At 56.4% G+C, this 23,719-nt stretch carries 20 protein-coding genes and 1 pseudogene; 9 read left to right on the plus strand and 12 right to left on the minus strand.

Annotated features, from left to right (window positions below):
- Nucleotides 1–65: 65 nt before the first annotated feature.
- Together HKD21_RS07200 and fzlA are read right to left on the minus strand one after the other, a co-directional pair.
- Nucleotides 66–1,241, minus strand: coding sequence for a BaiN/RdsA family NAD(P)/FAD-dependent oxidoreductase (locus HKD21_RS07200; RefSeq protein ID WP_194255038.1), 1,176 nt, complete (start codon nucleotides 1,239–1,241; stop codon nucleotides 66–68).
- An 11-nt stretch (nucleotides 1,242–1,252) separates the two neighbouring features.
- The gene (fzlA, locus tag HKD21_RS07205; protein ID WP_194254972.1) at nucleotides 1,253–1,921 is read right to left on the minus strand and encodes an FtsZ-binding protein FzlA; all 669 of its coding nucleotides are present in this window, start codon (nucleotides 1,919–1,921) and stop codon (nucleotides 1,253–1,255) included.
- A gap of 77 nt (nucleotides 1,922–1,998) precedes the next feature.
- On the opposite strand from fzlA, the gene minC reads away from it, so the two are divergent.
- From minC to HKD21_RS07225, 4 genes are all read left to right on the plus strand, one after another.
- Nucleotides 1,999–2,727 (plus strand): septum site-determining protein MinC, encoded by a 729-nt coding sequence (minC, locus tag HKD21_RS07210; RefSeq protein WP_194254974.1) that lies wholly within the window; start codon nucleotides 1,999–2,001, stop codon nucleotides 2,725–2,727.
- Nucleotides 2,728–2,876: 149 nt separating this feature from the next.
- Complete coding sequence (gene minD / locus HKD21_RS07215; RefSeq protein ID WP_194254976.1) at nucleotides 2,877–3,689, plus strand: septum site-determining protein MinD; 813 nt, start codon at nucleotides 2,877–2,879, stop codon at nucleotides 3,687–3,689.
- A gap of 4 nt (nucleotides 3,690–3,693) precedes the next feature.
- Nucleotides 3,694–3,975 carry a cell division topological specificity factor MinE gene (minE, locus tag HKD21_RS07220; protein WP_194254977.1) on the plus strand — a complete coding sequence of 94 codons (282 nt, stop codon included), beginning with the start codon at nucleotides 3,694–3,696 and terminating at the stop codon, nucleotides 3,973–3,975.
- A gap of 54 nt (nucleotides 3,976–4,029) precedes the next feature.
- A complete protein-coding gene (locus tag HKD21_RS07225) occupies nucleotides 4,030–4,389 on the plus strand; it encodes a YidB family protein (RefSeq protein WP_062027250.1) in 360 nt (119 codons plus the stop codon).
- 75 nt (nucleotides 4,390–4,464) lie between these two features.
- On the opposite strand, the gene HKD21_RS07230 is transcribed toward HKD21_RS07225, so the two are convergent.
- Nucleotides 4,465–5,661 (minus strand): SMP-30/gluconolactonase/LRE family protein, encoded by a 1,197-nt coding sequence (locus tag HKD21_RS07230; protein ID WP_194254978.1) that lies wholly within the window; start codon nucleotides 5,659–5,661, stop codon nucleotides 4,465–4,467.
- 257 nt (nucleotides 5,662–5,918) lie between these two features.
- On the opposite strand from HKD21_RS07230, the gene HKD21_RS07235 reads away from it, so the two are divergent.
- Entirely contained in the window at nucleotides 5,919–8,357 is a 2,439-nt protein-coding gene (locus tag HKD21_RS07235; protein WP_228121145.1) for a TonB-dependent receptor plug domain-containing protein, read from the plus strand.
- 55 nt (nucleotides 8,358–8,412) lie between these two features.
- On the opposite strand, the gene holA is transcribed toward HKD21_RS07235, so the two are convergent.
- The 5 genes from holA to HKD21_RS07260 all read right to left on the minus strand — a co-directional run bounded on the left by holA (nucleotide 8,413) and on the right by HKD21_RS07260 (nucleotide 15,453).
- The gene (gene holA / locus HKD21_RS07240) at nucleotides 8,413–9,414 is read right to left on the minus strand and encodes a DNA polymerase III subunit delta (protein ID WP_194255041.1); all 1,002 of its coding nucleotides are present in this window, start codon (nucleotides 9,412–9,414) and stop codon (nucleotides 8,413–8,415) included.
- A 3-nt stretch (nucleotides 9,415–9,417) separates the two neighbouring features.
- Nucleotides 9,418–10,089, minus strand: coding sequence for a hypothetical protein (locus HKD21_RS07245; RefSeq protein WP_194255042.1), 672 nt, complete (start codon nucleotides 10,087–10,089; stop codon nucleotides 9,418–9,420).
- Entirely contained in the window at nucleotides 10,089–12,686 is a 2,598-nt protein-coding gene (gene leuS, locus HKD21_RS07250; protein WP_194254979.1) for a leucine--tRNA ligase, read from the minus strand. Before leuS ends, HKD21_RS07245 begins: the two co-directional genes overlap by 1 nt.
- Nucleotides 12,687–12,693: 7 nt before the next feature.
- Nucleotides 12,694–13,212, minus strand: coding sequence for a DUF3576 domain-containing protein (locus HKD21_RS07255; RefSeq protein ID WP_228121119.1), 519 nt, complete (start codon nucleotides 13,210–13,212; stop codon nucleotides 12,694–12,696).
- A gap of 132 nt (nucleotides 13,213–13,344) precedes the next feature.
- Complete coding sequence (locus tag HKD21_RS07260; protein ID WP_194254980.1) at nucleotides 13,345–15,453, minus strand: AfsR/SARP family transcriptional regulator; 2,109 nt, start codon at nucleotides 15,451–15,453, stop codon at nucleotides 13,345–13,347.
- A gap of 505 nt (nucleotides 15,454–15,958) precedes the next feature.
- Here HKD21_RS07260 and HKD21_RS07265 point away from each other — a divergent pair.
- Nucleotides 15,959–16,105 (plus strand): hypothetical protein, encoded by a 147-nt coding sequence (locus HKD21_RS07265; RefSeq protein ID WP_194254981.1) that lies wholly within the window; start codon nucleotides 15,959–15,961, stop codon nucleotides 16,103–16,105.
- A gap of 544 nt (nucleotides 16,106–16,649) precedes the next feature.
- On the opposite strand, the gene HKD21_RS07270 is transcribed toward HKD21_RS07265, so the two are convergent.
- A complete protein-coding gene (locus HKD21_RS07270) occupies nucleotides 16,650–17,108 on the minus strand; it encodes an Lrp/AsnC family transcriptional regulator (RefSeq protein ID WP_194254983.1) in 459 nt (152 codons plus the stop codon).
- Between the two features lie 101 nt (nucleotides 17,109–17,209).
- Between HKD21_RS07270 and HKD21_RS14570 the strand changes: the two genes are divergently transcribed.
- The 3 genes and pseudogenes from HKD21_RS14570 (at nucleotide 17,210) to HKD21_RS07280 (ending at nucleotide 19,808) form a co-directional block, all read left to right on the plus strand.
- On the plus strand, nucleotides 17,210–17,374 hold the full coding sequence (locus HKD21_RS14570; protein WP_322782913.1) for a hypothetical protein: 165 nt from the start codon (nucleotides 17,210–17,212) through the stop codon (nucleotides 17,372–17,374).
- 12 nt (nucleotides 17,375–17,386) lie between these two features.
- A pseudogene (gene metC, locus HKD21_RS07275) lies at nucleotides 17,387–18,382 on the plus strand (cystathionine beta-lyase); the annotation flags it as partial.
- Nucleotides 18,383–18,599: 217 nt separating this feature from the next.
- Complete coding sequence (locus HKD21_RS07280) at nucleotides 18,600–19,808, plus strand: dicarboxylate/amino acid:cation symporter (RefSeq protein WP_194254984.1); 1,209 nt, start codon at nucleotides 18,600–18,602, stop codon at nucleotides 19,806–19,808.
- 124 nt (nucleotides 19,809–19,932) lie between these two features.
- Here HKD21_RS07280 and HKD21_RS07285 read toward each other — a convergent pair whose 3' ends face one another.
- The 3 genes from HKD21_RS07285 to HKD21_RS07295 form a co-directional block, all read right to left on the minus strand.
- Nucleotides 19,933–21,225 (minus strand): NAD(P)/FAD-dependent oxidoreductase, encoded by a 1,293-nt coding sequence (locus HKD21_RS07285; RefSeq protein ID WP_194254985.1) that lies wholly within the window; start codon nucleotides 21,223–21,225, stop codon nucleotides 19,933–19,935.
- 229 nt (nucleotides 21,226–21,454) lie between these two features.
- The gene (locus HKD21_RS07290; protein ID WP_194254986.1) at nucleotides 21,455–22,846 is read right to left on the minus strand and encodes an NAD-dependent succinate-semialdehyde dehydrogenase; all 1,392 of its coding nucleotides are present in this window, start codon (nucleotides 22,844–22,846) and stop codon (nucleotides 21,455–21,457) included.
- Between the two features lie 239 nt (nucleotides 22,847–23,085).
- Nucleotides 23,086–23,682 carry a TetR/AcrR family transcriptional regulator gene (locus tag HKD21_RS07295; RefSeq protein WP_194254987.1) on the minus strand — a complete coding sequence of 199 codons (597 nt, stop codon included), beginning with the start codon at nucleotides 23,680–23,682 and terminating at the stop codon, nucleotides 23,086–23,088.
- Between the last annotated feature and the right edge of the window lie 37 nt (nucleotides 23,683–23,719).

Genomic DNA, 23,719 nt, shown 5'->3' on the forward strand with positions numbered 1-23,719 from the left:
AATTGCCGCGTCATCGGTTTCCGCGTGATCGAACGGCAGCGTGGCAATCCTGTGGCAACGCTGCCTCAGCGATGTCCGGCTGCCGCCTGCCCCGCTGCAACACCACTCGCCCAGGCCCACTGGAAATTATGCCCACCGAGCCAGCCTGTCACGTCCACGGCCTCTCCGATCGCGTAAAGGCCGGGAGCTTCCCGGGCTTCCAGCGTCTGGGACGACAGATCCCGCGTGTCGATCCCGCCGCGCATGACTTCAGCCTTGGCATAGCCCTCCGTCCCGGCTGGGCGGAGCTGCCAGTTCGAAATCCGTTCGGCCAACGCCTTGATGGCACGGTCCGGCTGGTTCGCCAGCATCGTATCGCCCATTCCCACCGCCAGAGCACGCGCCAGCCGCTGTGGCAGCGCTTCCAGCAGGCTCGGCGGGAGGGCTTTCGGGCGGTCTTTCTTGACCTTCAGCAGCACGTTCAGCGCATTCTGCCCCGGCAGAAGATCAATCTGCGCCGCCTCACCGTTTTCCAGATAGGACGAAATCTGCAAAATCGCCGGGCCTGACACGCCACGATGCGTGAAGACCATTCCGTCCTCGAACCGCGGTCCTTTCTTGCCCACCCGCGCCACGATCGGCAGCGAAACGCCTGCAAGCTCGGGGTCAGCATCCGCCAGAACCAGCGGCACGAGTGCCGGGGCCGTCGGCACCACGCGCAGTCCGAATTTCCGCGCCAGCCGCAACGACAGGTCGGACGCCCCGAGCTTGGGAATGGAAAGGCCGCCCGTCGCAAGGATCACGGAACCCGTGCGGATCTCGCCGCCATCCGTGACGACGATAAATCCGTGTTCTGCCCGGCGCACGTCCAGAATCCGGGTCTGCATCCGGAATTCGCAGCCTGCGGTCCGGCATTCAGAAACCAGCATGTCCACGATCTGCCCGGCCGAACCATCGCAGAAAAGCTGCCCGCGCGCCTTCTCGTGCCAGGCAATGCCATAGCGGTTCACGAGTTTGAGGAAATCCTGCGGTGTATAACGCGCCAGCGCAGAGCGGGCGAAATGGCGGTTCTGGGAGATGAAACAGTTGGGGCCGGTTTCAAGATGCGTGAAATTGCATCGTCCGCCGCCCGAAATCAGGATCTTGCGCCCCGGTTCCGGTCCGTGATCCAGAATCAGAACCCGCGCACCGTTCTGTCCGGCCACAGCCGCCGCCATCAGCCCCGCTGCACCGGCTCCGAGCACAATTACATCGGGGTTCATCATGGCGGGCCTCAGAAATCCAGATTGGCGTAATGCGCAGGGGGCGTGATGCCACTGACCTTGTCAGACAGCAGACCCCGGAAACAGGGGCGGGATTTCACCCGGGCATACCAGTCCTTCGCGGCAGGTGCCTTGGACCAGTTCACGTCGCCGATGAAATCGAGCGCCGACAAATGGGCCGCAGCCGCGAAATCCGCCAGTGACAGCGCAGGCCCCGCCAGCCAGGAGCGCGTTTCCGCCAGCCAGCCGATATAATCGAGATGAAAACGCATGTTCGCGTATCCGGCCCGAAGCGCATTGCCATCCGGATGGCCGCGCCCGAACTGGCGCTTGTCCACCTTCTCGCCCAGAAGGTTCCGGGTGACTTCCTGGGCGAAGCGGGTGTCAAACCAGTCCACGAGCCGCCGGGTCTCGACCCTTTCGGCAAATGTGCGCCCCAGAAGCGGCGTATCAGGATAGGCGTCTTCCAGATATTCGCAGATGACACGTCCGCCGGGCACGGCCAGACCATTTTCCTCAACCAGCACAGGGACTTCGCCTGCGGGATTGAGATGCAGGAATTCCTCACGCTGCTCCCACACCCGTTCAATGACGGGTTCAAACGGGAGTCGCTTCTCGGTGAGGGCAAGCCTCACAAGACGGCATTGCGGAGAAAGTGGAAGGTGATGCAGGATACGCATTGCCACTTTCTAAGTCAGCCGATACCCGCTCACAAGAGCCTCACCGACTGCCCGACACAGGTCCGACGATTTTCACGATGCCCGATCCCGTTTCCGCACCCTCTTCAAACGTCCCCATGCGCATCCGCGCCCGTGGCCGCTCTTTTCTCGCGCTTGTCCTGTCCCCTGAGGCGCCCCTCCCCCTCTGGCTCGACGGTCTGGACTATCAGGTTGCCCGATCTGGTGGACTCTTCACCGGAAAACCGATCATTCTGGATCTGGGTCTTCTTGATGAAAACACGCCGGGCCTTGCGACCCTGCTCGACGATATGCGCAGCCGGGGTGTCCGGATCATCGGCCTTGAGGGAGGGAGCCGTCACTGGCCCGCTGTTGCGCACTGGGACTGGCCGGAAATGCTGGATGGTGGCCGACCCGCTGGGGAAGTCGAGATTCCGGAAGATCCGTCCACCAGCGCCGCTGGGCCAGTTTCTGGCGGAGGGACGCTCATTATTGATCAGACCGTGCGATCGGGTCAGAGCATCCAACATATGCAGGGCGACGTAATTATCCTCGGTTCGGTATCTTCAGGGGCTGAAATCGTGGCTGCGGGCTCCATCCATGTGTATGGAACCCTTCGTGGACGCGCGATTGCGGGTGTAGGCGGACAGTCCCAGAGTCGTATTTTCGCCAGCCGGATGCAGGCTGAACTGTTGGCTCTCGATGGCTATTATGCCGTCACGGAAGACATCGACCCTGCACTTCTGGGACAACCCGCACAGGCCGCTCTGGATGAAGACCGGGTCCGCGTTCTGCCACTCCCTGCGTGATCCGGGCAATAACGTGACAGGGGCTGCCATGAAAGCACCCCTATTCGCAGGTTGCCGCAGGGCATAAAACATTCATAGAATAAGAAATCGGCCCGCGTTGACCTGTTACGGGCAGGCGCAGACCGGAGAGACGTTTTTCTGGAGTATTCATGTCCAAGGTTCTGGTTGTCACTTCCGGCAAGGGTGGCGTCGGCAAGACGACATCGACCGCCGCGCTCGGTGCCGCTCTCGCTCAGAGCGGACAGAATGTGGTGGTGGTTGATTTCGATGTCGGGCTTCGGAACCTCGACTTGGTCATGGGCGCCGAGCGCCGGGTGGTTTTCGATCTCATCAACGTCGTGCAGGGCGATGCGCGCCTGTCGCAGGCTCTGATCCGCGACAAGCGCTGCGAAACCCTGTCGATCCTTCCGGCCTCCCAGACCCGCGACAAGGATGCCCTGACCTCCGAGGGCGTCGCCCGCGTGATGGACGAGCTTCGCGAAAAGTTCGACTGGGTGATCTGTGACAGTCCGGCCGGGATCGAACGTGGCGCGCAGTTGGCCATGTATCATGCCGATATGGCCGTAATCGTGACCAATCCTGAAGTCAGCTCGGTGCGTGACTCTGACCGGATCATTGGCCTGCTCGACAGCAAGACCAAGAAGGCCGAACAGGGTGAGAAGGTCGACAAGCACCTGCTCCTGACCCGTTACGATCCGGCCCGTGCGGCACGCAAGGAAATGTTGAGCGTCGAAGACGTGCTCGAAATCCTTTCCATCCCCCTTCTGGGCATCGTGCCGGAAAGCGAGGATGTGCTGAAATCATCCAACGTCGGTGCGCCGGTCACTCTGGCTGCGCCCACGAGCCTTCCTGCCCGCGCCTATTTCGAAGCTGCCCGCCGCCTGAGCGGTGAAAAGCTCGAAGTCTCGGTTCCAGTCGAAAAGCGCGGTTTCTTTGACTGGCTTTTCAAGAGGGACGCATGAGTTCATGAGTTTTCTCGCAAACATTTTCGCCCGGCGTCAGCAGTCCAGCAGCGTCGCCAAGGACCGGCTCCAGATCCTGCTCGCCCATGAACGCAGCTCTGGCGGGGAGAGCGGCGAGTCCGATCTGATCCGCCAGCTTCACAAGGAAATCATGGAAGTCATCGCGCGCCATGTTGCCGTCGATCAGGACAAGGTCCAGATCAAGGTTGATCGTGGCAGCGGCTGTTCCATGCTCGAAATCGACGTCGAAGTTCCGCAGGAACTCAGCGGCAAGCGGGCTTCGTAACTCTGCACCAACTGCGGCCCGAAACGCCGCGTCTGAAAGAACGGAATAACACGGATGAGCGGCTTTCTCGGAAACCTCATGAATCAGGCTGTGGGCGCGATCGGTGGCCAGCTTGGCGACAAGTTCGGCGGCAGCATTGGCGAATTTCTGAAGGGCGATGGCCTCAACATGCTTCTCAGCCAGGCCCAGAGCGCTGGCCTGACGGACAAGATCCATTCATGGATCGGCAATGGCGAGAACCTGCCCATCACCACTGACGAGCTGCGCAGCCTTCTAACGGACCAACAGATCCAGACGATCGTAGCCAAGACGGGCCTGCCCGCCGGGACGATCCTGCCTGCGCTGGCACAGCTTCTCCCGGCTGCCGTGGACAAGCACACCCCGGAAGGTCAGGCACCGTCAACGACGGCCTGACACCCGGTTTAGGCGTACCAGGCCTTCAGACGCCCCGGTGGAACCGATCCACCGGGGCGTTTTGCGTATTTGGGTTCAGGCTTTTTGGCCGCCTGGCACTGCATCATAGAACTGAGGCTGTTCGATCGGGAAGCGGATCAGCAGATAGGGCGTGACCCGGCGATCCTTACCTCCATTGAAAGACGCCAGACGGTTCCACTGCCCGAACGTGCAATAAACATGGTCTGCAGTTGCAAAAATCCCGTCGGGTGACAGGGCGCGTGGGTCGCGGAGCATCATTTTGAAAGAGCCATCCTGATCGCGCCTCAGGATGCAGTCATGCTCATAATTCGTTGTGTAAAGCCGGTCATGGTCATCCAGAGCCAGTCCGTCCGCCACCCCTTTTTCGCCTTCATCGCGGATGGCAGGCGATAGGAGCGTGTCGTCTGACGTCGGAGCAGCCAAAAGATCCACTGGCAGGCTGTAGAGACGGCGGCTGGTCAAGGGAGCGAAATAGAGAGTTTTTTCGTCTTTCGTCAAGGCGATACCGTCCACGCCTCCCGAGACCAGTTGGGGATGTCCGGGGATATAGCGACGGGGCTCTCCCTCGACGATAGCCAAAAAGCCTTCCTCCGGGAGAATGGCGGGATGTTTGGTCAGGAGCCGCCGTGCCTGCTGGGTGGCGACATCGACAACCACGAGAGCGGGGCTTGTTCCGAAAGACGAATCCGTTACGAAAACCGTCCCCTGAGCGCCATGTGACAACGACACCCGTAGATCATTCATATGACTGTCGGGCAGCAGGGCGGGCGCTTTGAGGATAATCTTGTGAGCGACCTGGTTTGTCGTCGGGTCGATACATACGATCTTCGCGGCTCCGGGCTGAAGCGGGTGTCCGGCGCGCTTGCCGTCATCAATCATCCAGAGGCGTCCCTGACGATCCGTCGTCATGCCGTGTACAGAGACAAGACACTCTGCCGGAACATTTGCCGGAAGACTCATCTTCGCACTGGGATAAGGCACGACCTTCCCGTCCACCAGTTCGCCGAGCGTGGCGCCCTTGTGATCCACTGCATGGCGGGGAAAGCCTACAAAAGTTCGGCCATCCGGCAGCACTACGATCCCCGACGGACCGGGGCCGTTGAACTCGGCGACAACGTCGAGGGCGCCGTATGGGCCAGTTCCATTGTCCTCGTTTCCAGCAGCCCGTGCCTGACCTACTGGCAGAGCTGCCGAGACAGCCAGAGATGTCGGACCTGCCGACGCTGCCTGTAGGAAATGACGTCGCTTCATGCGCTCTCTCCAAAATTCATTTTCAAAACAAATCGTTTCCATAACGCCCGATCCGTGTAAGGAACGCCACAGACCTTGAAAAATGTGCTCATAATTTTCCCGGAACCGGAAAATTATATTGACCTTCCGCAAATACGAACCAATTTTGTATTTCGTATAAATTACTAACATATTGCGTGGTAAAAGTGCTGACCCAGCTTTCCCTTCGTCATCTGACCCTTCTGGGTACGTCCCTCCTTGGCTCCACGTTCGTTCTCATGACGGCGGAAAGCCGGGCTGCAACAACACAGCCTGCTCCGGCACACTCAGCTCCAGCCACACACAAACACTCTCGCCCGGCTCCTGCGCTCGTAAAGGCGAAACCCGCTCGGACGCCAAAGCACGAGACCGAGGTTTCAGGGGGCACAGAAGCGCTTGTCGTGACGGGAACACGCGAGTTCGGCAAAAAGGCACGGGATTCGATCGCTCCTGTGGATATCGTCACGAATCGTCAGCTGACGGGGACGGGTCAGCCCACGTTGCGTGACTCTCTGGCACTCCTGCTCCCCTCCCTGACAGTGCCAACGGGAGGATTCGATGCCGGTGCCCTGACCGACAGCATTTCGCTGCGTGGCCTTAACCCTAACGAGACGCTCGTACTTGTGGATGGCAAGCGGCGCCACACCACGGCCAATATCTACGCCGATGGCGGACCGGCGCAGGGGTCCACACCTGTCGATATCGACATGATCCCCATGGCCATGATCGACCATATCGAAGTCCTGCGCGACGGTGCGTCCGCCCAGTATGGGTCTGACGCCATTGCGGGTGTAGTCAACATCATCCTCAAGAAGCAGAACCATGGTCTGACCATGCGCTCGAACACCGGGATCACGAGCGAAGGCGATGGTTTCCAGCAGGGCGTGTTCATTGATGGCGGCCTGAACCTGAACAATCGCGGTTTTGTCCATATTGGCGGCGATTTCGTCCATCAGGACCATACTTTCCGCTCCGGGAATGACAACCGCACCAACACCGATGTCAACCAGCTTCTGGGACAGCCCGAACAGACGCGTGAAAGCGTCGCCATCAACGCAGGCTATGACATCACCGATGATATCCAGGCCTATGCCGGTGCGACCTATGCCCATCGCCATGCCGAATCCTATCAGAACTACCGCCTGCCCTCTTCGCTCTCCAAATATCCCGGCTACGCGGCGATCTACCCTTATGGCTATTCCCCCATCGAGGCTCTGGAAGAAGACGACTACGAACTGACGGCTGGTCTGAAAGGCACTTTGGCGGGCTGGCACTGGGACGTATCGTCGGTTTTCGGTCGGGACTATGATGCGGTGAACGCCGAGAGCACCACGAATGTGGGACTGTATACAGCCACGGGCGAGACCCCGACATCGTTCGCCGCACAGGCCTATAACAACACGCAATGGACAAACAGCGTGGACCTGAGCCGCAAGTTCCGCACGTCGTTCTGGCCGTATGCCATCAACGTTGCGGGCGGTGCGTCCTATCGCTATGAGGCCTATGCGATCGGAACCGGCTCTCCGGCCAGCTATACCTATTCCAGCTCGGACGCCTTTCCCGGCACCAACCCGGCCAATGCTGGAAAATGGTCCCGGGATGTTGCGGCGGGCTATCTCGACATCTCTACCAACCTGATGAAGCACTGGCAGGTCGATCTGGCCGGACGCGTCGAGCACTACACAGATGTCGGCAACACCAAGACCGGCAAGATCTCGACCCGTTATGATTTCAGTCCGCGCTTTGCGATCCGTGGCACGTTCAGCAATGGCTTCCATGCCCCGACGCTGGCACAGGAGCATTATTCCGCGCTGTCCGTCTCGCCGACCGCTGCCAGCGGCATCATCGCAGCGAACTCCCCCGGAGCACTCGCCAACGGCGCATCAGCATTGAAATCGGAATCCTCCACGAGTGCCGAAGGCGGTATCATCGTCGAGCCGGTCAAGAAGCTGCACGTCACTGTCGATGTGTATCAGATCGACCTGCGGAACCGGATTATGCCGGGTGGGTCCATCTACGGATCTCAGGCTCATAGCGCGCTTGAGATGGACGGGTTCAATCTTCCCCCGGGATCTGGAAGCTGGACGGGTAGCCAGCTTGCCACACACTGGTTTGCCAATGTCGCCAATACGAGGACGCAGGGACTTGATCTGAGTGCGACCTACCCGACCGATTTTGGACGTTATGGTCATGCGGACTGGGATGTTGCGATCAACCTGAACCGCACGCGCCTGCGTCATCAGGCCAGCAGCTCGACCGGAGCGCCACTTCTGACCGCACAGTCGATCGCTTACATCACCACGGCTTATCCGCGCAGCAAGATCATCTTCGGTGGCACCTGGCGTTCTGCCGCCAACAAATGGGCAGTCTCGGTTCACGAAATCCGTTACGGCGAGACGACGTCTCAGCTGACCTATTACACGGGTCCTTATAGCTTTTCCTCAAGCCACTATCGGGAGTTCCCAAATCTACCGAAATGGACGACGAATGCCTCCGTGACTTACAATATCACGCCCAAATGGAGTGCTACCATCGGGGGTAACAACATCTTCGCCAAGTTCCCGTCAGTTGTTCCTGAAGGAAACCGCTATCTCGGCGTACCCAAGTACTACATGAGCACATCGCAGCTCGGGATGAATGGTGGCTATTATTATCTGGACGTTTCAGCGCGCTTCTGATCGTCCTCCGGCAATGCGGAAAATATGCCGCATTGCCCGCCCCAATCTGTAAAAATCAGGCTTTGCGGATTGTACAGAGAGAAGCGATATGGCGTCTGCACAATGCCATATCGGGAGATGCGCTCTGTTTGCAGGCCAGTTCGAAAGCCTGCGTTTCCCGTGCCGCCTGTTCAAGTGCCGCAAGAGACCAGCGATCCAACGCCTGACCGAAAGCGGCCGTACGTTTGAAAAACACAGGTGGTTTCAGGGATTTCATGGCTTCGGCACGTCCCTGCCCGTCCTGCACAGCCTGCGCAACTTTCTGGAGCCGCACAAGAACGCCCAGAACAGTTCGCGCCACCGCTACGGGATTTGCACCATCGGCCAATGCCCGTTCGAGCGCCTGATCGGCCATCATGCGGTTTCCGCACAGAGCTGAAAACGCGGCATCTTCCAGTGAATTTCCACCGGCATCGCCAACACAGTCCTGAACGGACGACAGATCAAGACGACCATTGGGACCGGCATACAGCAGAAGTTTTTCGACTTCGCCACGAACACCACTGCGGTCAGCGCCCAACACACCCAGTAGCCAGATGAGGGCATCGCGATCGATTGTGACACCCGCCTGCGCGAGTGCTTCTGTCACGGTCTGGGAAAGAACCCGTCCTTCTTCAGGATAGCAGGCGATGGACGCAACCTGCTTGTGGGCTTCAGCCAATGCGCGGAGCTTCGAGCGAGCCGTGATTCCCGGAGCTTCAATAACGACCAGAGCATCTGTTGTCGTATCCAGCACACGCTTGAACAGAGGCGCCAGACTGTCCTGCCCATCACGCACCCAGACGACACGCCGCCCCCCAATCAACGAAAGCGCGGTGGCTTCCTCTTCAAGACGGTCCTGCGTTTCCCGGTCTAGCTGCGCCACCTGAAACGGATCATCCGTCGTTCCTGCAACCCGTCTGACCGCCTGCGCGGCCCGTTCCCGAATAAGGCCCGTATCTTCCCCATGAAGCACGATGGCCCGCCAGAAACCGGCATCGTCCAGTGTGCGCCCGATATTTCGTGCGTCGATTTTCACCACTTACTGGGCGGAGGTGCTGGTCGTACTGTGGGAAAGACGACCGGTGGCAGATGCCGGGAAGCCGTCAACGCCCGTTCGATCCGTCGCTGCGTTGCCGTTGTCGTCTGGCATCCGGTCTGTATTCAGATAACGCGGCAGTTCGTCAGGAGCGGCTTTCTCGGGCATGTTATGATTACGGAACCAGATCGCGAGCTGCTGCGTCACGGTCTGGGCCAACGTGTCAGAAACACGCGCCTGAAGGGTTTCGTCATTCAGGGTCTGGGCAAAATACTGCTCGAAACTTGTGTTGAAACCGTCCAGCGTCGTCGCATCCCCCTGCGCCAGCATGCGCGGATTCTGCTCCACCGTTATAAGAACCCAGTGCGCCGAACCTGTGCTTCGCGTTCGGCCGGACGTATTGTCCTGATGGATGTCGACCGCTTCCTCATTCATGCCGGAATAGACTTTCAGCATGTACTTATGAGGATCTTCCGGCCCGGCACCCGCCAGATTTTTCTGCAAAGCCAGACGCAGCAGCTGGCCATAACGCCCCGGAATGTTGTCCACATAAACTTGGGCCAACTCTTCCGACATATCGGATTTCGGGGTCAGCTTTCCATAGAGGGGTGAGAAACCACACCCCCCTAACAAAAGGAAAGCCGTGAGCAGAAAAGTACCGCGACGGTCAGACATCATCCGGCAACCACGAAGTTGACGATCCGGTTCGGGACATGAATTTCCTTTACCAGACGCTTTCCTTCAAGAAGACGGGCCACGTTTGGCTCGCTTTTAGCTGCGGCAAGCACCTCGTCCTTCGGTGCATCTGGCGGGACTTCGATAGTCCCACGCAGCTTGCCAAGGATCTGCACGCCAATCGTCACGCTCTGGACGGCAACCCATTGCTCCTCCGGCTCAGGCCAGGGGCGATCCACAACCAGCGCACTTCCCGGCTCGAGAACTGCCATCATGTCTTCCGCAAGATGCGGCATCATCGGCGCGGTCAGCAGGCACAGGACACGCGCGGCTTCTCGACGGGCCGCAGCGATACCGTCTCCCTCGAGACGCTCGGCCTCAGCCAGTGCCGAGGTCAATTCATGCAGACGCGCCACGGCAACGTTCGGCGTAAAGGCTTCGAGCGCTTCACCTACAGCGGCGATGGTCCGATGTGTGATACGACGCAGATCTTCCCCCGCAACGCCATGGACGCTCTCGACCGCATCACGACCCGCAACAGAAGCAACCAATCGGTGAAGTCTCTGACCGAAACGGGCCGCCGCCGCGACACCGGAGGCCGTCCACTCCATATCCCTTTCAGGCGGGCTGTCGGACAGAACGAACCATCGGGCCGTGTCGGCGCCATAGTGCTCAATGATGTCGACGGGCGACACCGTATTGCGCTTGGATTTGGACATTTTTTCGGAACGGCCGATCTGAACAGCCGCACCCGTGTCCCGCCGCACAACCGTGTCACCACGACGCTCGACTTCTTCAGGATACAGCCAGCCGCTCTCGTCACGGTAGCTTTCATGCGTCACCATGCCCTGAGTGAAGAGACCGGCAAACGGTTCGTCCACATCCAGATGGCCGGTTTCATGCATGGCTCGGGTGAAGAACCGTGCGTAGAGCAGATGCAAGATCGCATGCTCGATGCCGCCGATATACTGATCAACGGGCAGCCAGCCATTCGCTGCCGCCGGCACCGTCGGGGTCTCGGCATGGGGGCTGGTGAAACGGGCAAAATACCAGGAACTGTCAACGAAGGTGTCGAACGTATCAGTCTCGCGAACAGCAGGCTTGCCGCAATGCGGACAGTTTACATGCTTCCAGGTCGGGTGATGGTCGAGCGGATTCCCGGGGCGGTCAAAGGTCACGTCTTCCGGCAGGATGACGGGAAGCTGGTCGTCGGGAACAGGAACCGGACCACAAGTCTCGCAGTGAATGATGGGGATCGGGCAGCCCCAGTAGCGCTGGCGGGAGATGCCCCAATCACGCAGACGCCAGTTCACGACGCCTTTTCCGGCTCCCAGACCTTCGAGACGCTCGATCACCTTCGTGCGGGCGGTCGCCGGGTCCATTCCATCCAGAAAACCTGAATTGAACAAGGCCGCATCGCCAGAAACAGCCTTCTTACCCAAAACGAAGGTCTCGGCATCCTGCCCCGCAGGCAGCAGGACCTGCGGAACAGGCAGGCCGTATTTACGGGCAAAATCAAGATCGCGCTGGTCGCCACAGGGGCAGCCGAAAACGGCGCCTGTGCCGTAATCCATCAGAACGAAATTGGCGATCCAGACGGGAGCCGTCTTTTCCGGGTCCAGAGGATTTGCGACACGTAGTCCGGTATCAAAACCACGTTTTTCCGCAGCTTCGATGACTTCTTCCGACGTTCCGAGACGACGGCATTCTTCAATAAAGGCGGCCGCCTGCGGGTTACGCTCGGCAACCTTGCGCGCCAGAGGATGTTCCGCCGAAATTCCGACGAAGCTGAGACCGAACAGCGTGTCAGGGCGTGTCGTGAAGACTTCGATGCTGTCCAGATCCGCGTCATAGCCGCCAGGTGGCTGATGCAGGGCAAAACGAACCCGCGCGCCTTCGGACCGGCCAATCCAGCGCTCCTGCATCGTCCGCACGCGCTCTGGCCAACGATCCAGCGTTTTGAGATCATCCAGCAGCGGCTGGGCAAATTTTGTAATCTTCAGGAACCACTGAGAGAGCTTCTTTTTCTCAATCAGGGCTCCCGAACGCCAGCCGCGGCCATCTACGACCTGCTCGTTCGCAAGAACTGTTTCGTCAACCGGGTCCCAGTTGACCAAGGAATCACGGCGCTCAACCAGTCCAGCCGACAGCATGTCGACGAACAGCTTCTGCTGTTTGCCGTAATATTCGGGGAGGCAGGTTGCGATTTCACGATCCCAGTCCAGCGAAAAACCAAGACGCTGGAGCGTGCCGCGCATGGCTGCGATGTTATCCATCGTCCATTTGCCGGGATGAACATTTCGCTCACGTGCCGCATTTTCTGCTGGAAGGCCGAAGGCATCCCAACCCATCGGGTGCATGACGGCAAAGCCGCGGGCCCGCTTGTAACGCGCAACTACGTCCCCGAGCGTATAGTTCCGCACATGTCCGACGTGAAGCTGCCCGGACGGATACGGAAACATTTCCAGCACGTAGTATTTCGGACGGTCGGCCGGAGGGACGTCAGGAACGGCAAAAGTATTCCGGCGCTTCCATTCGTTCTGCCAGAAGGGCTCGCGGTTCTGGAAATCGAATGCGGGGGCTGGGGTATCGTTCATGTCTGGCTCAGTTGTCCCGCTCGCCATTTTCGGCACGCAACTGACGCGCGCGCGTCAGGATACGGGTGGTGATGTCGGAGGTTGTGGTGGCGGAGACCGGGGTATCTTCCCACTGGCCATCCTGAAGAACCTGCCGGAAGACGGAAACCCGCAGGGCATCCGAACGCAGGCGGCGGTCCAGAACGTAGGCCGCAATTTTGAAACGCTCGTTCTGAGTGGCGGAAGGCTGGTACCAGTCCGTCAGGATGACACCACCCACGGCATCGGCAGACGCCAGCGGCATGAACGACAGCGTATCGATCGCGCCGCGCCACAAATAGGCATTCACCCCGCCACGAAGCTCGTCGGCACCGCCTTCGGCTCCACGATCCACACCCAGAAGATGATTGCGCGGGGCAGTCAGAGTGCTGGGATCGCGTCCACCGCCGCAGGCGGAAAGTGCACTGAGAGCCAGACATCCAAGGGCAAGACGGGCCGCTGGTCGGTGAAAGGGTCGAAGAACGGTCAACTGGATGCGAGACATCATGGGTGGTCCTGCGGGCCGCGCCAGGGCCGGTCACAAGCAAGGATACAGACTGGCGAGGCCTGTAGCCGGCAACTTCTTGAGTGTTCATATCGCGCCGACGGCGCAAGGCCAAGCGCCTGACGGAAGATGTTCCTATCCGGCAGCCAAACCTGCCTTGCTCAGCACCTCAGCCAGTCTTGCCTGCTGCACAGGTTTTGCAAATGCGAACCGGCTGACAACTCTGGAAACTGTCAGGTCAGGCACCAAACGAAGAAGGTGCCGACAGGCCTGATGAGCCTCATCCGGAAAAGCTCCCAGTTCAGTCAACGCGACAAGATAGTACACCAGAGCGCTCGGACAGGATGGATACAGGCCAGACATCAACCGCCCCATAGAGATGACTTCTTGATACTCTTGGCCCAACAACAGAATCATCATGAAGGCAGGTCGCAGGAGTTCAAGGAACTGCGAACGGCACCCATTTTGCAGAAGAATTTTTACGTTGCGAATAGCTGGCTTTGTCTCTCCCCGTAGAAGCTCCAGAATAATATCAGCCATCAGACTGTCAGGAGAATCTTTTTGATTCCCTTCATTGCAGGAGATGCGCTCAATAGCATCCTGAACGACTGATACAGCTGTACTGTGACTTGCAGGATCATACATCAGATACGCAGCCAGCAGGACTTCAACTGCGTGCGTATCCGGCATAAGTGAGATCGCAGCCCGCACACTACGCAGGCCACGAGAGAAGAGAGCCTCCGCTTCGGCACTCCATTCATTTTGAAAACGTACATAGCAGTACATCGCATCAATAAGAGCGATGGTTCCGTCGGTCTTTTCAAGACCCTCCGCATCGTTCAGCAGAAAGTCAATTTTTTTAAAAAACGACGAATCATGCTTTAAAAGGAGGGTGAAAGCCCTCAATGCCATACCCAGCGGCGACAGCTCCATGTCAGGACGTCCTGCCGTGCGCCGGGCCTCAGCAACAAAAATACTCCACTGCATGGCCTGTGCCGGGGTCAACATGCTGCTTCGGGCCTGATCAGATCCAGAAGATGGGAAATCGTAATGCGTTCCCCAGATGATAACACCGTTGCGTCGTGCATCGAGCACGCGAAGGATCAGACGATTTTCGGCACCATCTTCCCCGCCACGCAGACTTGTGGAGATGACGTAGTCTGCCCCAAGAGCCTGATAGGCCGCCACGGCGTTCACCGGGTCCGAAAGGGAAATATCGGGAACTGCGACGATATCAAAGGTTCCCATGCTTACAAACATGAGTTCCAACTGGTCTCGGAAAAGCTGTCCACATTGTAAAAGCTTTTCATCGAAACATATTGGTGCCTGAAAAATCAGGGAGATTTTTCGGGACTCTGTGCCAGAAGGATTACGGGCAGCATAATGCAACGGCAAGACCAACATGGGGTCTGGCCGGGGCATAGACATCGAAAAAGACGCATCTGAAGTGGGTGCGGACGAGGTTGCCTGAGAGATATCTCTCGACAGCTCTCTACTGGCGCTCTCTATTCCGATACCACTAATCAGCGCCTGTGTAGTCGGGGCCAATATATGCCCTTCGACATTTCCGAGCACACTCGTCATCTGCTCGACAAGCGCAGCCGCGCGCACGTGGTCCCCACGGTGAAGAGCCGTCTGTATTCTGGTGCGCCAGGCAACCTCACTGAAGCTGTCGAACTTCAAAAGGCGCTCAGCCATCTCCGCAACCTGATCCGGATCCGTAAACTCCCGGACAGCACTTTCATAAAGCTGTTGAAGATGGCCGGTGAGTCGCTCTCTTTGCTGGGTAATCCATTCGTCTAATGCCGGATCAACACCAATCAACTCTCCAAGAAGCGGCTCATCTGACCAGACCACACTGTCGATCGTTCGAAGACTAGCCGTCAGAAGTCTTTCGGCATCTACCGATGTCAGGGCTGGTTTGAGGGCGAGTGAATGCCGCTGAACGTCGATGACATCCACACCCAGCGGGCTCAACGCGTCCAGAAGGCGATGAATTTCTTGCCTGAGAGAAGCACGGGCCATGTCTTCGGGCCTTTGACTCCACAACAATTCAGCAAGACGGGACCGCAGAACGGGCTTGCGGTCAGATAGAGCCAGAATTGCCAGGAGAGCACGCGTCTTCCCACCCACAGGAAGCACACTGTCTCCCATGAGGGTCTTCGCTTCCATCTGCCCAATCAGCTTCAGACGCAGAAGAGTGGGGTCAGTCTCTCTGACCTGACGGGACAGACTATCCATCATCTTTATTGCTCCCACGATCAGCACCCCAGATCCAAAAGCAGAGAGCTTTCAAGCCACTTCAACGCAACATCACAAGCAACGCAGATCATGGCAATTTTCAACCCAGTCAAACCTGTCCCCTGGCCAGAGAGATATTCTGTAGGATGACAGATGCGAACGCGCTCTATCCTACTCAGGATTTGGCACTACCAGAAAAATAATCACCCTTTGATAAAAAAAAGCGTAGCGCAAAGCCGTAACAGAAACCTCGATAACAAGAATACCCGGAAAAAGTTTAAATAGCCTAAACAAACGCTACCATTCTTTTTTCATCCACACATCTCGTCCCTGCAGGTCCAGATTTTCCGCTTTTCCATTAACAATTTACAGCTTGCGATATCTGTGGTGCGTTTGTGGCGCAGGCATGGTTGCACAAACAGAGAAACCACAATATGTTCAAGGAGGTTTGTCCGCGTAGCTCAGCAGGATAGAGCACAGGATTCCTAAGGCTTTAGAATTGGGCGCCATGATGGGAAACCGCATGGTGGATTTGCTCAAATTCGGGGAACGCTCTGATCATCTCGATCGTGCCAATCCCGAGCCAAGCGTTCTGGTGCGCTGGAACGAAGGTGTAGAGACTGTACGGGCAACACCTTGGCTATGTTATTCGTAGCTGTGGTGAAGAGACAGTCCAGACCACAAACATGCCTTGCGGCATGGCGGTGAAAACCGAAGTGGTAAGAATCCTGGGGCCGGAGGTTCGAATCCTCTCGCGGACACCATACACAAAGTATCCTTACAAAACTGCTGTTTTCCTCTGATATTTCACAATCCGAGGGCTACATTTCACAGCGATAATCTGCGCTATGATTTCTCTTGCCAGTTCTTCCCAAGCTTATGACCCCTTGATGGGATTGAGCAAAGAAGATGAACGCCTCTTTTTCGCGAAGAACCACAGCAGGTTGCGGGTGGAAAACCCACACATTCCGAGCGGAAACATTGCAGCCGACCACAATGGAATATCTCTGAGTTTCTTCATGACCGACCAGTCAGGCCAGTGACCACACAAAGGCAGTAACCCTGCCCGACCGCCCGCGATAGTTGCTGGCGGAACGGAACGTGTCGTCATTCGCTCGACAGGCAGTCTACCGTCTTCTTCTCCATCATCCCCTTCGCTGAAACCGTCATGTTCCGGCTACGAACCTTGAGTTGATTGCTCATACAGGTAGTCTGCCAGACCGTTTGATTTCACGGATCGAGAAATGCGTATGCATTTCTTTGATGCATCCCAGCATCCGGATCTGTCGCATGGATAGTGCGTGAAAATCCTCCATGTCCCGCACTATTATTTGCAGCAGATAGTCATATTTCCCCGAGACATTATGACAGGCAATCACTCCGGGCATTTCCGAAACTGCTTTTTCAAATCCGGTCATCGTTTCTTCGGAATGGTCATCGAGCATGATGCTGAGGAACGCGAAAAGATTAAGGCCGAGCGCCTTTGAGTCCAGCTCCGCATGATATCTCACGATACAGTCGGCTTCCAGTCGCTTCAGTCGTTTCCAGCAGGCGGGCGCGGAGATACCGATCCTCTGCGCCAGATCGCTGTTACTCAGGCGTCCATCCGCCTGCAGAACCCGTAAAATCATACGGTCGATCTGATCCAGTTTTATCATTCACTCAAGTTAATATTCTTTCTCATAGACGTCCATGAATCCATGTTTTTGAAAGCACATTTTGCCAGAAACTTCCTACGTTCGCAGGGAATGGAGGCAAAATGCCTAATAAAATGAATGATCGCACATTTTTAGCTCACGCTGCTGTCAATCCATCGGAGCATCACGGCTTTATCAATCCCGCTATCTATCGCGGTTCGACCGTTGCGTTCCCTAACGTTGCTGCTCTGGCAGGCGGGAAGCAACCCTACCGTTATGGCCGCTGAGGCAATCCAACCTCAACTGCACTTTGTGATGCTCTCAGCGCTCTGGAAAGAGCTACCGGCACGCTGCTCTGTCCATCTGGCCTGACGGCCTGCAGCACGGCGATCCTGGGGGTTTGCGGTGCAGGCGATCATCTGCTCGTCCCTGACAGCGTTTACGGCCCGGTCCGGCATTTCTGCGATACTGCGGCGCGACGGATGGATATCGAAACCACCTATTACGATCCCCGCGTCGGGGCTGCCATTGCTGAGTTATTTCAGCCTAACACGCGGGCTGTTTTCCTCGAATCCCCCGGCTCCGGCACGTTCGAAATCCAGGATGTTCCCGCTATCGCAGCCGTAGCCCATCAGCGTGATATCTGCGTTCTGATGGATAACAGTTGGGCAACACCTCTGTTTCTGAAACCACTGGAACTGGGTGTTGATATTTCCATCATGGCCGCCACGAAATATATCGGCGGTCATTCCGACGTGATGCTGGGCACGATTGCCTGCGGCCCCCGTGCGTGGGAGCAGGTCAGAGACATGCATTTCCAGCTTGGCCAGTTCGTCGGGCCAGACGATGTGACACTCGTTCTGCGCGGATTTCGTACCCTTGATGTCCGGCTGCAACGGCATCAGGAGAGTGCGTTGACCATGGCCCTCTGGTTGGAACAACGGCCGGACGTTTCGCACGTCTTTTACCCTCCCCTCCCCTCTCACCCGGATCATGCTCTATGGCGGCGGGATTTCCGTGGGGCCAGCGGCTTGTTGTCATTCGTGACCCGCAATTCGTCATCGGAAGCCGTAGCAGCCATGATTGACGGGTTGAAGCTGTTCACGATCGGGTACAGCTGGGGTGGATTCGAAAGTCTGGTGTTGCCCGTAAGTCCCCGTTCCATGCGGACGGCAACACAATGGACAGAAACCGGACATCTCATATGGCTGCATATCGGCCTGGAAGACGTTGATGATCTGATAGCCGACCTAGAAGAGGGGTTCAGTCGGTTCAGAGATATCTCCGGCCACTGAGAACGGCCTGCCGTAAATCGCGTGCTTTCCCCTATCGGGCGTCACGCACGCAGAGAGGCACATGCGATCATACGGAAAATGTTTCTGGCAAACATACCGAGCAATGATCATCTGATTTTTTTAGGGTTGCGCTGCGATATATTTTTATTTTCGGCCCATCTGCTGCATAGAGAGCAAACCTCAACCTCAAGGAATCATTCTGTTGCACAAAAACCGGATGACGCTGCTCATTCTTGCCGCAATGATACTGGGAAGTCTGCTCGGGGGTGTTGCGCATGCGTTTTTCCCAGATCCCGCAACCCAGCAGTTGATTGCGGGGAACCTTTCGATCGGTTCAACCGTGTTTTTGCGGCTTATCAAGATGATTTTGGCCCCTCTGATTTTCTCAACACTCGTTGTAGGGATCGGTCATATGTCTGATGCTGCAGCGGTTGGCAGGATCGGCGGCAAGGCTATGCTGTGGTTTGTCTGTGCGTCATTGTTCTCTCTTACTCTCGGCCTGATACTCGTAAATATTTTCCAGCCCGGCGTGGGCATGCACAAAGTCAACACGCTAGCAGATACTCATCTGGCAGCTCATTCTCTGACTTTAAACGGCTTTATCCAGCATATGGTCCCGGATTCCATTTTCCGCGCAATGGCGGATAATGAAATTCTTCAGATTGTCGTTTTTTCAATTTTCTTTGGGATTGCCTGCGCATCCCTGCCCGCTAAAGCGAAAGTCGTTCTGGAGTGGACGGAAAGCCTGTCGCATATTATTTTGCGGGTGACAGGATACGTCATGATGGTTGCCCCTTTGGCCGTTTTCTGCGCCATGGCGGCCACTGTTACAACGAACGGATTTTCCATTTTAAGCATCTACGGAAAATTCATGGGTGAGTTCTATCTCGCGCTCGCAATTCTCTGGGCCTCGCTGATTGGCGTTGCGTTTGCTTTCCTTGGCAAACAAGCCAGAAAACTGATCGACCTGATGCGTGAACCATTCCTTCTGGCATTCTCAACGGCGAGTTCAGAGGCTGCGTATCCGCTCATTCTGGAGCAGTTGGGCAAGTTGCCCGTATCTCGAAAGGTCTCGTCTTTCGTCCTGCCGCTTGGATATTCCTTCAATCTTGATGGCACGATGATGTACTGCACCTTTGCCAGTATATTTATTGCGCAGGCGTACGATATTGCATTGCCCTGGAGCACTCAGATTACCATGCTCTTTGTGCTGATGCTGACAAGCAAAGGCATGGCAGGAATTCCGCGAGCATCTTCCGTCGTAATTGTCGCAACACTTGGACAGTTCAACATTCCGGAAGAGGGAATTTTGTTGATCCTCGGCATCGACACGTTTCTGGATATGGGGCGATCCGCCACCAATGTGATCGGAAATTCTTTGGCCGCAGCAGTGATCGATAAATGGGAAACACGACGCCTTATCTAGACTCAGGACTCATTCTTTTTTGCGCGGGTAAGAAGCCTTTGCCGCCAGCCTGCCAAAAGTCGAATGGTTGTGGCAGGTTCTGGCCCGTTCGAAACCAATGAGTTCAAACGGGCCAGATAGATCATTAGTCCAGCCGAATGGAAGGGCGGACAAAGCCTTCCACCCAGTCTGAGAAAAACGAGATCAGGCCGCGATAGTATCCGAACAGTTCGATTTGGTGCTGACGATACAGCATAATATGCCCCAGCCTCGCCGACAGGCCGTGAGAAAATCCACCACCCCAGACAGTTCCTCCCGGTAGGGCAGCCCAGCCGTTGTATTTGCCCAGCGCCACGATAGCACCCTTATTATGGAAGATGCATCCTGGCACATCCCGTCCATGCTCGATCCAGGCTGGCAGATGCCGCCCCAGATGATTGGCCTGCTGTCGGGCAACCTGTGCCGTAGCTGGCAAAGGATCGTCTTCGATGAACGAGCAGTCTCCCATGACGAAGATATTTGGATCATCCTTCGACGAAAGATTGCTGTTGACCAAGAGCTGTCCTGACCGGTTCAGTGACAGACCGCCATAAGTCTGCGTGACCTGCGGAGCTTTCACGCCAGCAGCCCAGACACGAAGTTTGGCCGGAACATGTGTGCCATCCTTGAGAATGAAACCGTCGGCATCCGCTCCGGCAACACGGGCACTCGTTCGGACCGTGACGCCAATCCGCTCCAGTTCATTTTTGGCAGCTTCAGAGACTGATTCAGGGAAAGCGGGCAAAATACGCGCCCCGGACTGCAGCAGCGTGACATGCAGCTTGGGGGGAGTCCGGCCGAAAGCATGCAGGCTGTAGGGATCTACAATATCAAGTGCTTTGTGGAGTTCCGCCGCAAGCTGCGTCCCCGTTGCACCTCCGCCGACAATCGCGATATCCAGTTCCGAAGTATTGGCGAACGCCTTTAGTAATTCCATACGGAATTTTTCATTGAAGTGGTTGGCATCGACTAGGTTATCGATCGGCAGGCAATGCTCCTTTACGCCTGGCGTGCCGAAATCGTTGGCACAACTCCCAATCGCCAACACCAGTGCGTCATAGCGCAGGGTTCGGCTATCCAGTACGAGGGTACCATCCGAAGCATAAAACGGACTAAGAACTACTTCCTTCTTATCCCTGTCAACCGAAACGACCTCTCCGGGCCAGAATTCAAAATGATACCGGCTGGCCTGCGTGATAAAACTGACGCGGTCGTTTTCATTCAGAACGGTTCCGGCAGCGAAGCAGTGCAGCATCGGTTTCCAGACATGGGAAAAGCTTTTGTCAATGAGGGTAACGCGGGCTTTGCCGCGCTTGCCAAGGGATTTTCCCAACTGGGTCGCCAGTGAGAGTCCGGCCACCCCTCCGCCAACAATCAGAATTTCAGGACGAGACGTCATTGGTTTACAAGCCTCTGTTTGCACGGCTCCTGCCACAAAAACCATATTTACCTGAGTAGAAGGGGTTTTTTCTGGCACGCTGAAAGCTCCGGATGACGAAGCGTTATCCGCTGGCTTCAAGATTCATGCGTTTTTCTTGAGAAAGGTCCGTCAGGCCAACTCCGGGCGTCATGCGTGATCAGACGCCGGAGTCAGAGGGGAATGGAAATACTTCCATCCCCCTTTTTCATTACAGTGGAGCGTCAATATCAACGATGTTGATCAGCTTGTGATTGACGAATTCTTTAATACCCAGACCGATCAGTTCACGACCAAAGCCGGAGTTCTTGATGCCCCCGAATGGCAGGTCTGCCTTGGGAATGAGCGGATGGTTGATGAACACCATACCCGTCCGGATGCGAGATGCCACATGTGCGCCACGGGTTTCATCCTTCGTAAAAACGGCACCACCCAGCCCATAGGGGGAGTCGTTTGCGATGCGTACCGCGTCATCTTCGTCCTTGGCGCGATAAAGCTGCGTCACCGGCCCAAAGAATTCCCAGTGCCGGGCTGCATTGTTGCCATCCAGTCCCGTCATCAGCAGGGGACGGAAGAAAGAGCCTTTTTCTGGTACGGGTGCACCAATGACCTCAACCTTCGCACCATGCTTTCTGGCCTCTTCGACCTGACGTTCCAAATCGTCCTTCGCGCCCTGAGAACAGACAGGTGCAAGCGTTGTCGCTGGATTCATTGGGTCGCCAGCCTTCAGCTCGGCAACACCCTTCTTATATAATTCCAGAAAACGGTCATAAACGGCGTCTGCCACGATAAGGCGCTTGGCGGATACACAGACCTGGCCTGCATTCCAATGGCGTCCAATCACCGCAAATTTTGCCGCCTTTTCAACGTCTGCATCGTCCAGAACGATGAAAGCATCTGCCCCACCCAGTTCCATCATGGATTTCTTGAGTGCTTTGCCAGCCGTAGCGGCGATGATGGTACCAGCCCCTTCGGAGCCCGTCAGCGCAACGCCAACAACACGGGGATCACTCAGGATCATCTCGGTATGATGACGGGCCGTGTAAAGATTACGGAACAGTCCAACCGGAATCCCAGCCTCCTTCATAAGCTCTTCGCAGATGGCGGCACATTGCGGCAGGTTGGACGCGTGCTTGAGAATGACCGCGTTACCGGCAGAAAGCTGCGGCGCAATGATGCGGACGACCTGATAGAAGGGAAAATTCCACGGTTCGATCGCAAGAACAATCCCAAGCGGTTCGTGAACCAGAACAGCTTTGCCCTCGGCAGGATCGGCAACGGGGAGAGATTCCGGTTTCAGCAGCTCTTCGGCATATTTGGCATAATATTCGAAGATTTCGGCGGAAAGGATGACCTCTTTCTTGGATTCCGAGAAAAGCTTGCCCATTTCCAGCGTGCCAAGGCGGGCATATTTATCGACGTCACGACGCAAAATGTCAGCCGCAGCCTTCATGATCCGTGCGCGCTCGGCAAATGAGGTCTCACGCCACTTTTCATAGGCAGCATGGGCCTGGGTCAGAGCCGCCTGAACTTCTGCATCCGTTGCATTCGGAAAGGTTGCCAGCACTTCGCCGGTAAAAGGATTGGTACTTGCGTAAGCCATTCTTACCTCGTGTTGCATATATGGAAAAAGTGACGCTGAGCAGAGCCTGCCCTTTTCATGCAGATGGCCATTCGGTTCCGTCCGCTCCGGGCACGAAACGTATGACTCTCTGTTGAATGGGCAGGGAATGACTCCCTCCTCAGACGATCTTTTCCCGATAAGAATTAGACCGGTCGTATATTATTAGACCGGTCGTCTATAGAATCGAGCCGACAAGAGGCGAGGCCTCGCTGCCGTCTTCAGGTATGATCGAGAAAGCTTTTCGTCGCTACCCATGCATTATCAAATGGATGTGAGTCTCTGGTGATCTTGACCATCAGAGTTGCGCCAAGCCACTGCTGATAAAGTGCCTGTGCAAGGATATAGCAATTCATGGCAGACTGGATGGACCCATCCTCCTGCCCTGCCCGGACGATCGCCGTAATGCGTTCGACTGCCTGTTCCGTTCCGTTTTTGAGAATATGGCGCATTCGCTCCGAAAGGTCCGAAACCTCGGCTCCCAACTTAACGATCAGACATTTATCGCCTGTTTTTCCGTCAACATGTGTTTCCCACCAGAACTGGCAGTAGGCGAGAATTCTCTCCCGACCATTTTTCCCTGACGTTCCGAACATGATGTCCATCTTGGCCAGATAATCAGAGATATAAAGGTGGAGAAGTTCTTCGCCAAATGCCTCTTTGGACTCAAAATAATGATAAAAAGAGCCCTTCGGAATTCCAGCGACCTCAATGATCTGAGAAATACCCACTGCTGAAAAACCCTGACTTCCGATCAGGGGACGAGCCGCATCCACAATGGTGCGTCTGACAAGCATCTGTTTGGTTGCAACGGTCATTTATCATTCATGCGTCCGGTAGCCAGACTGGTCAATA

This window comes from Gluconobacter cerevisiae (assembly GCF_015244675.1).
Lineage (GTDB): Bacteria > Pseudomonadota > Alphaproteobacteria > Acetobacterales > Acetobacteraceae > Gluconobacter > Gluconobacter cerevisiae.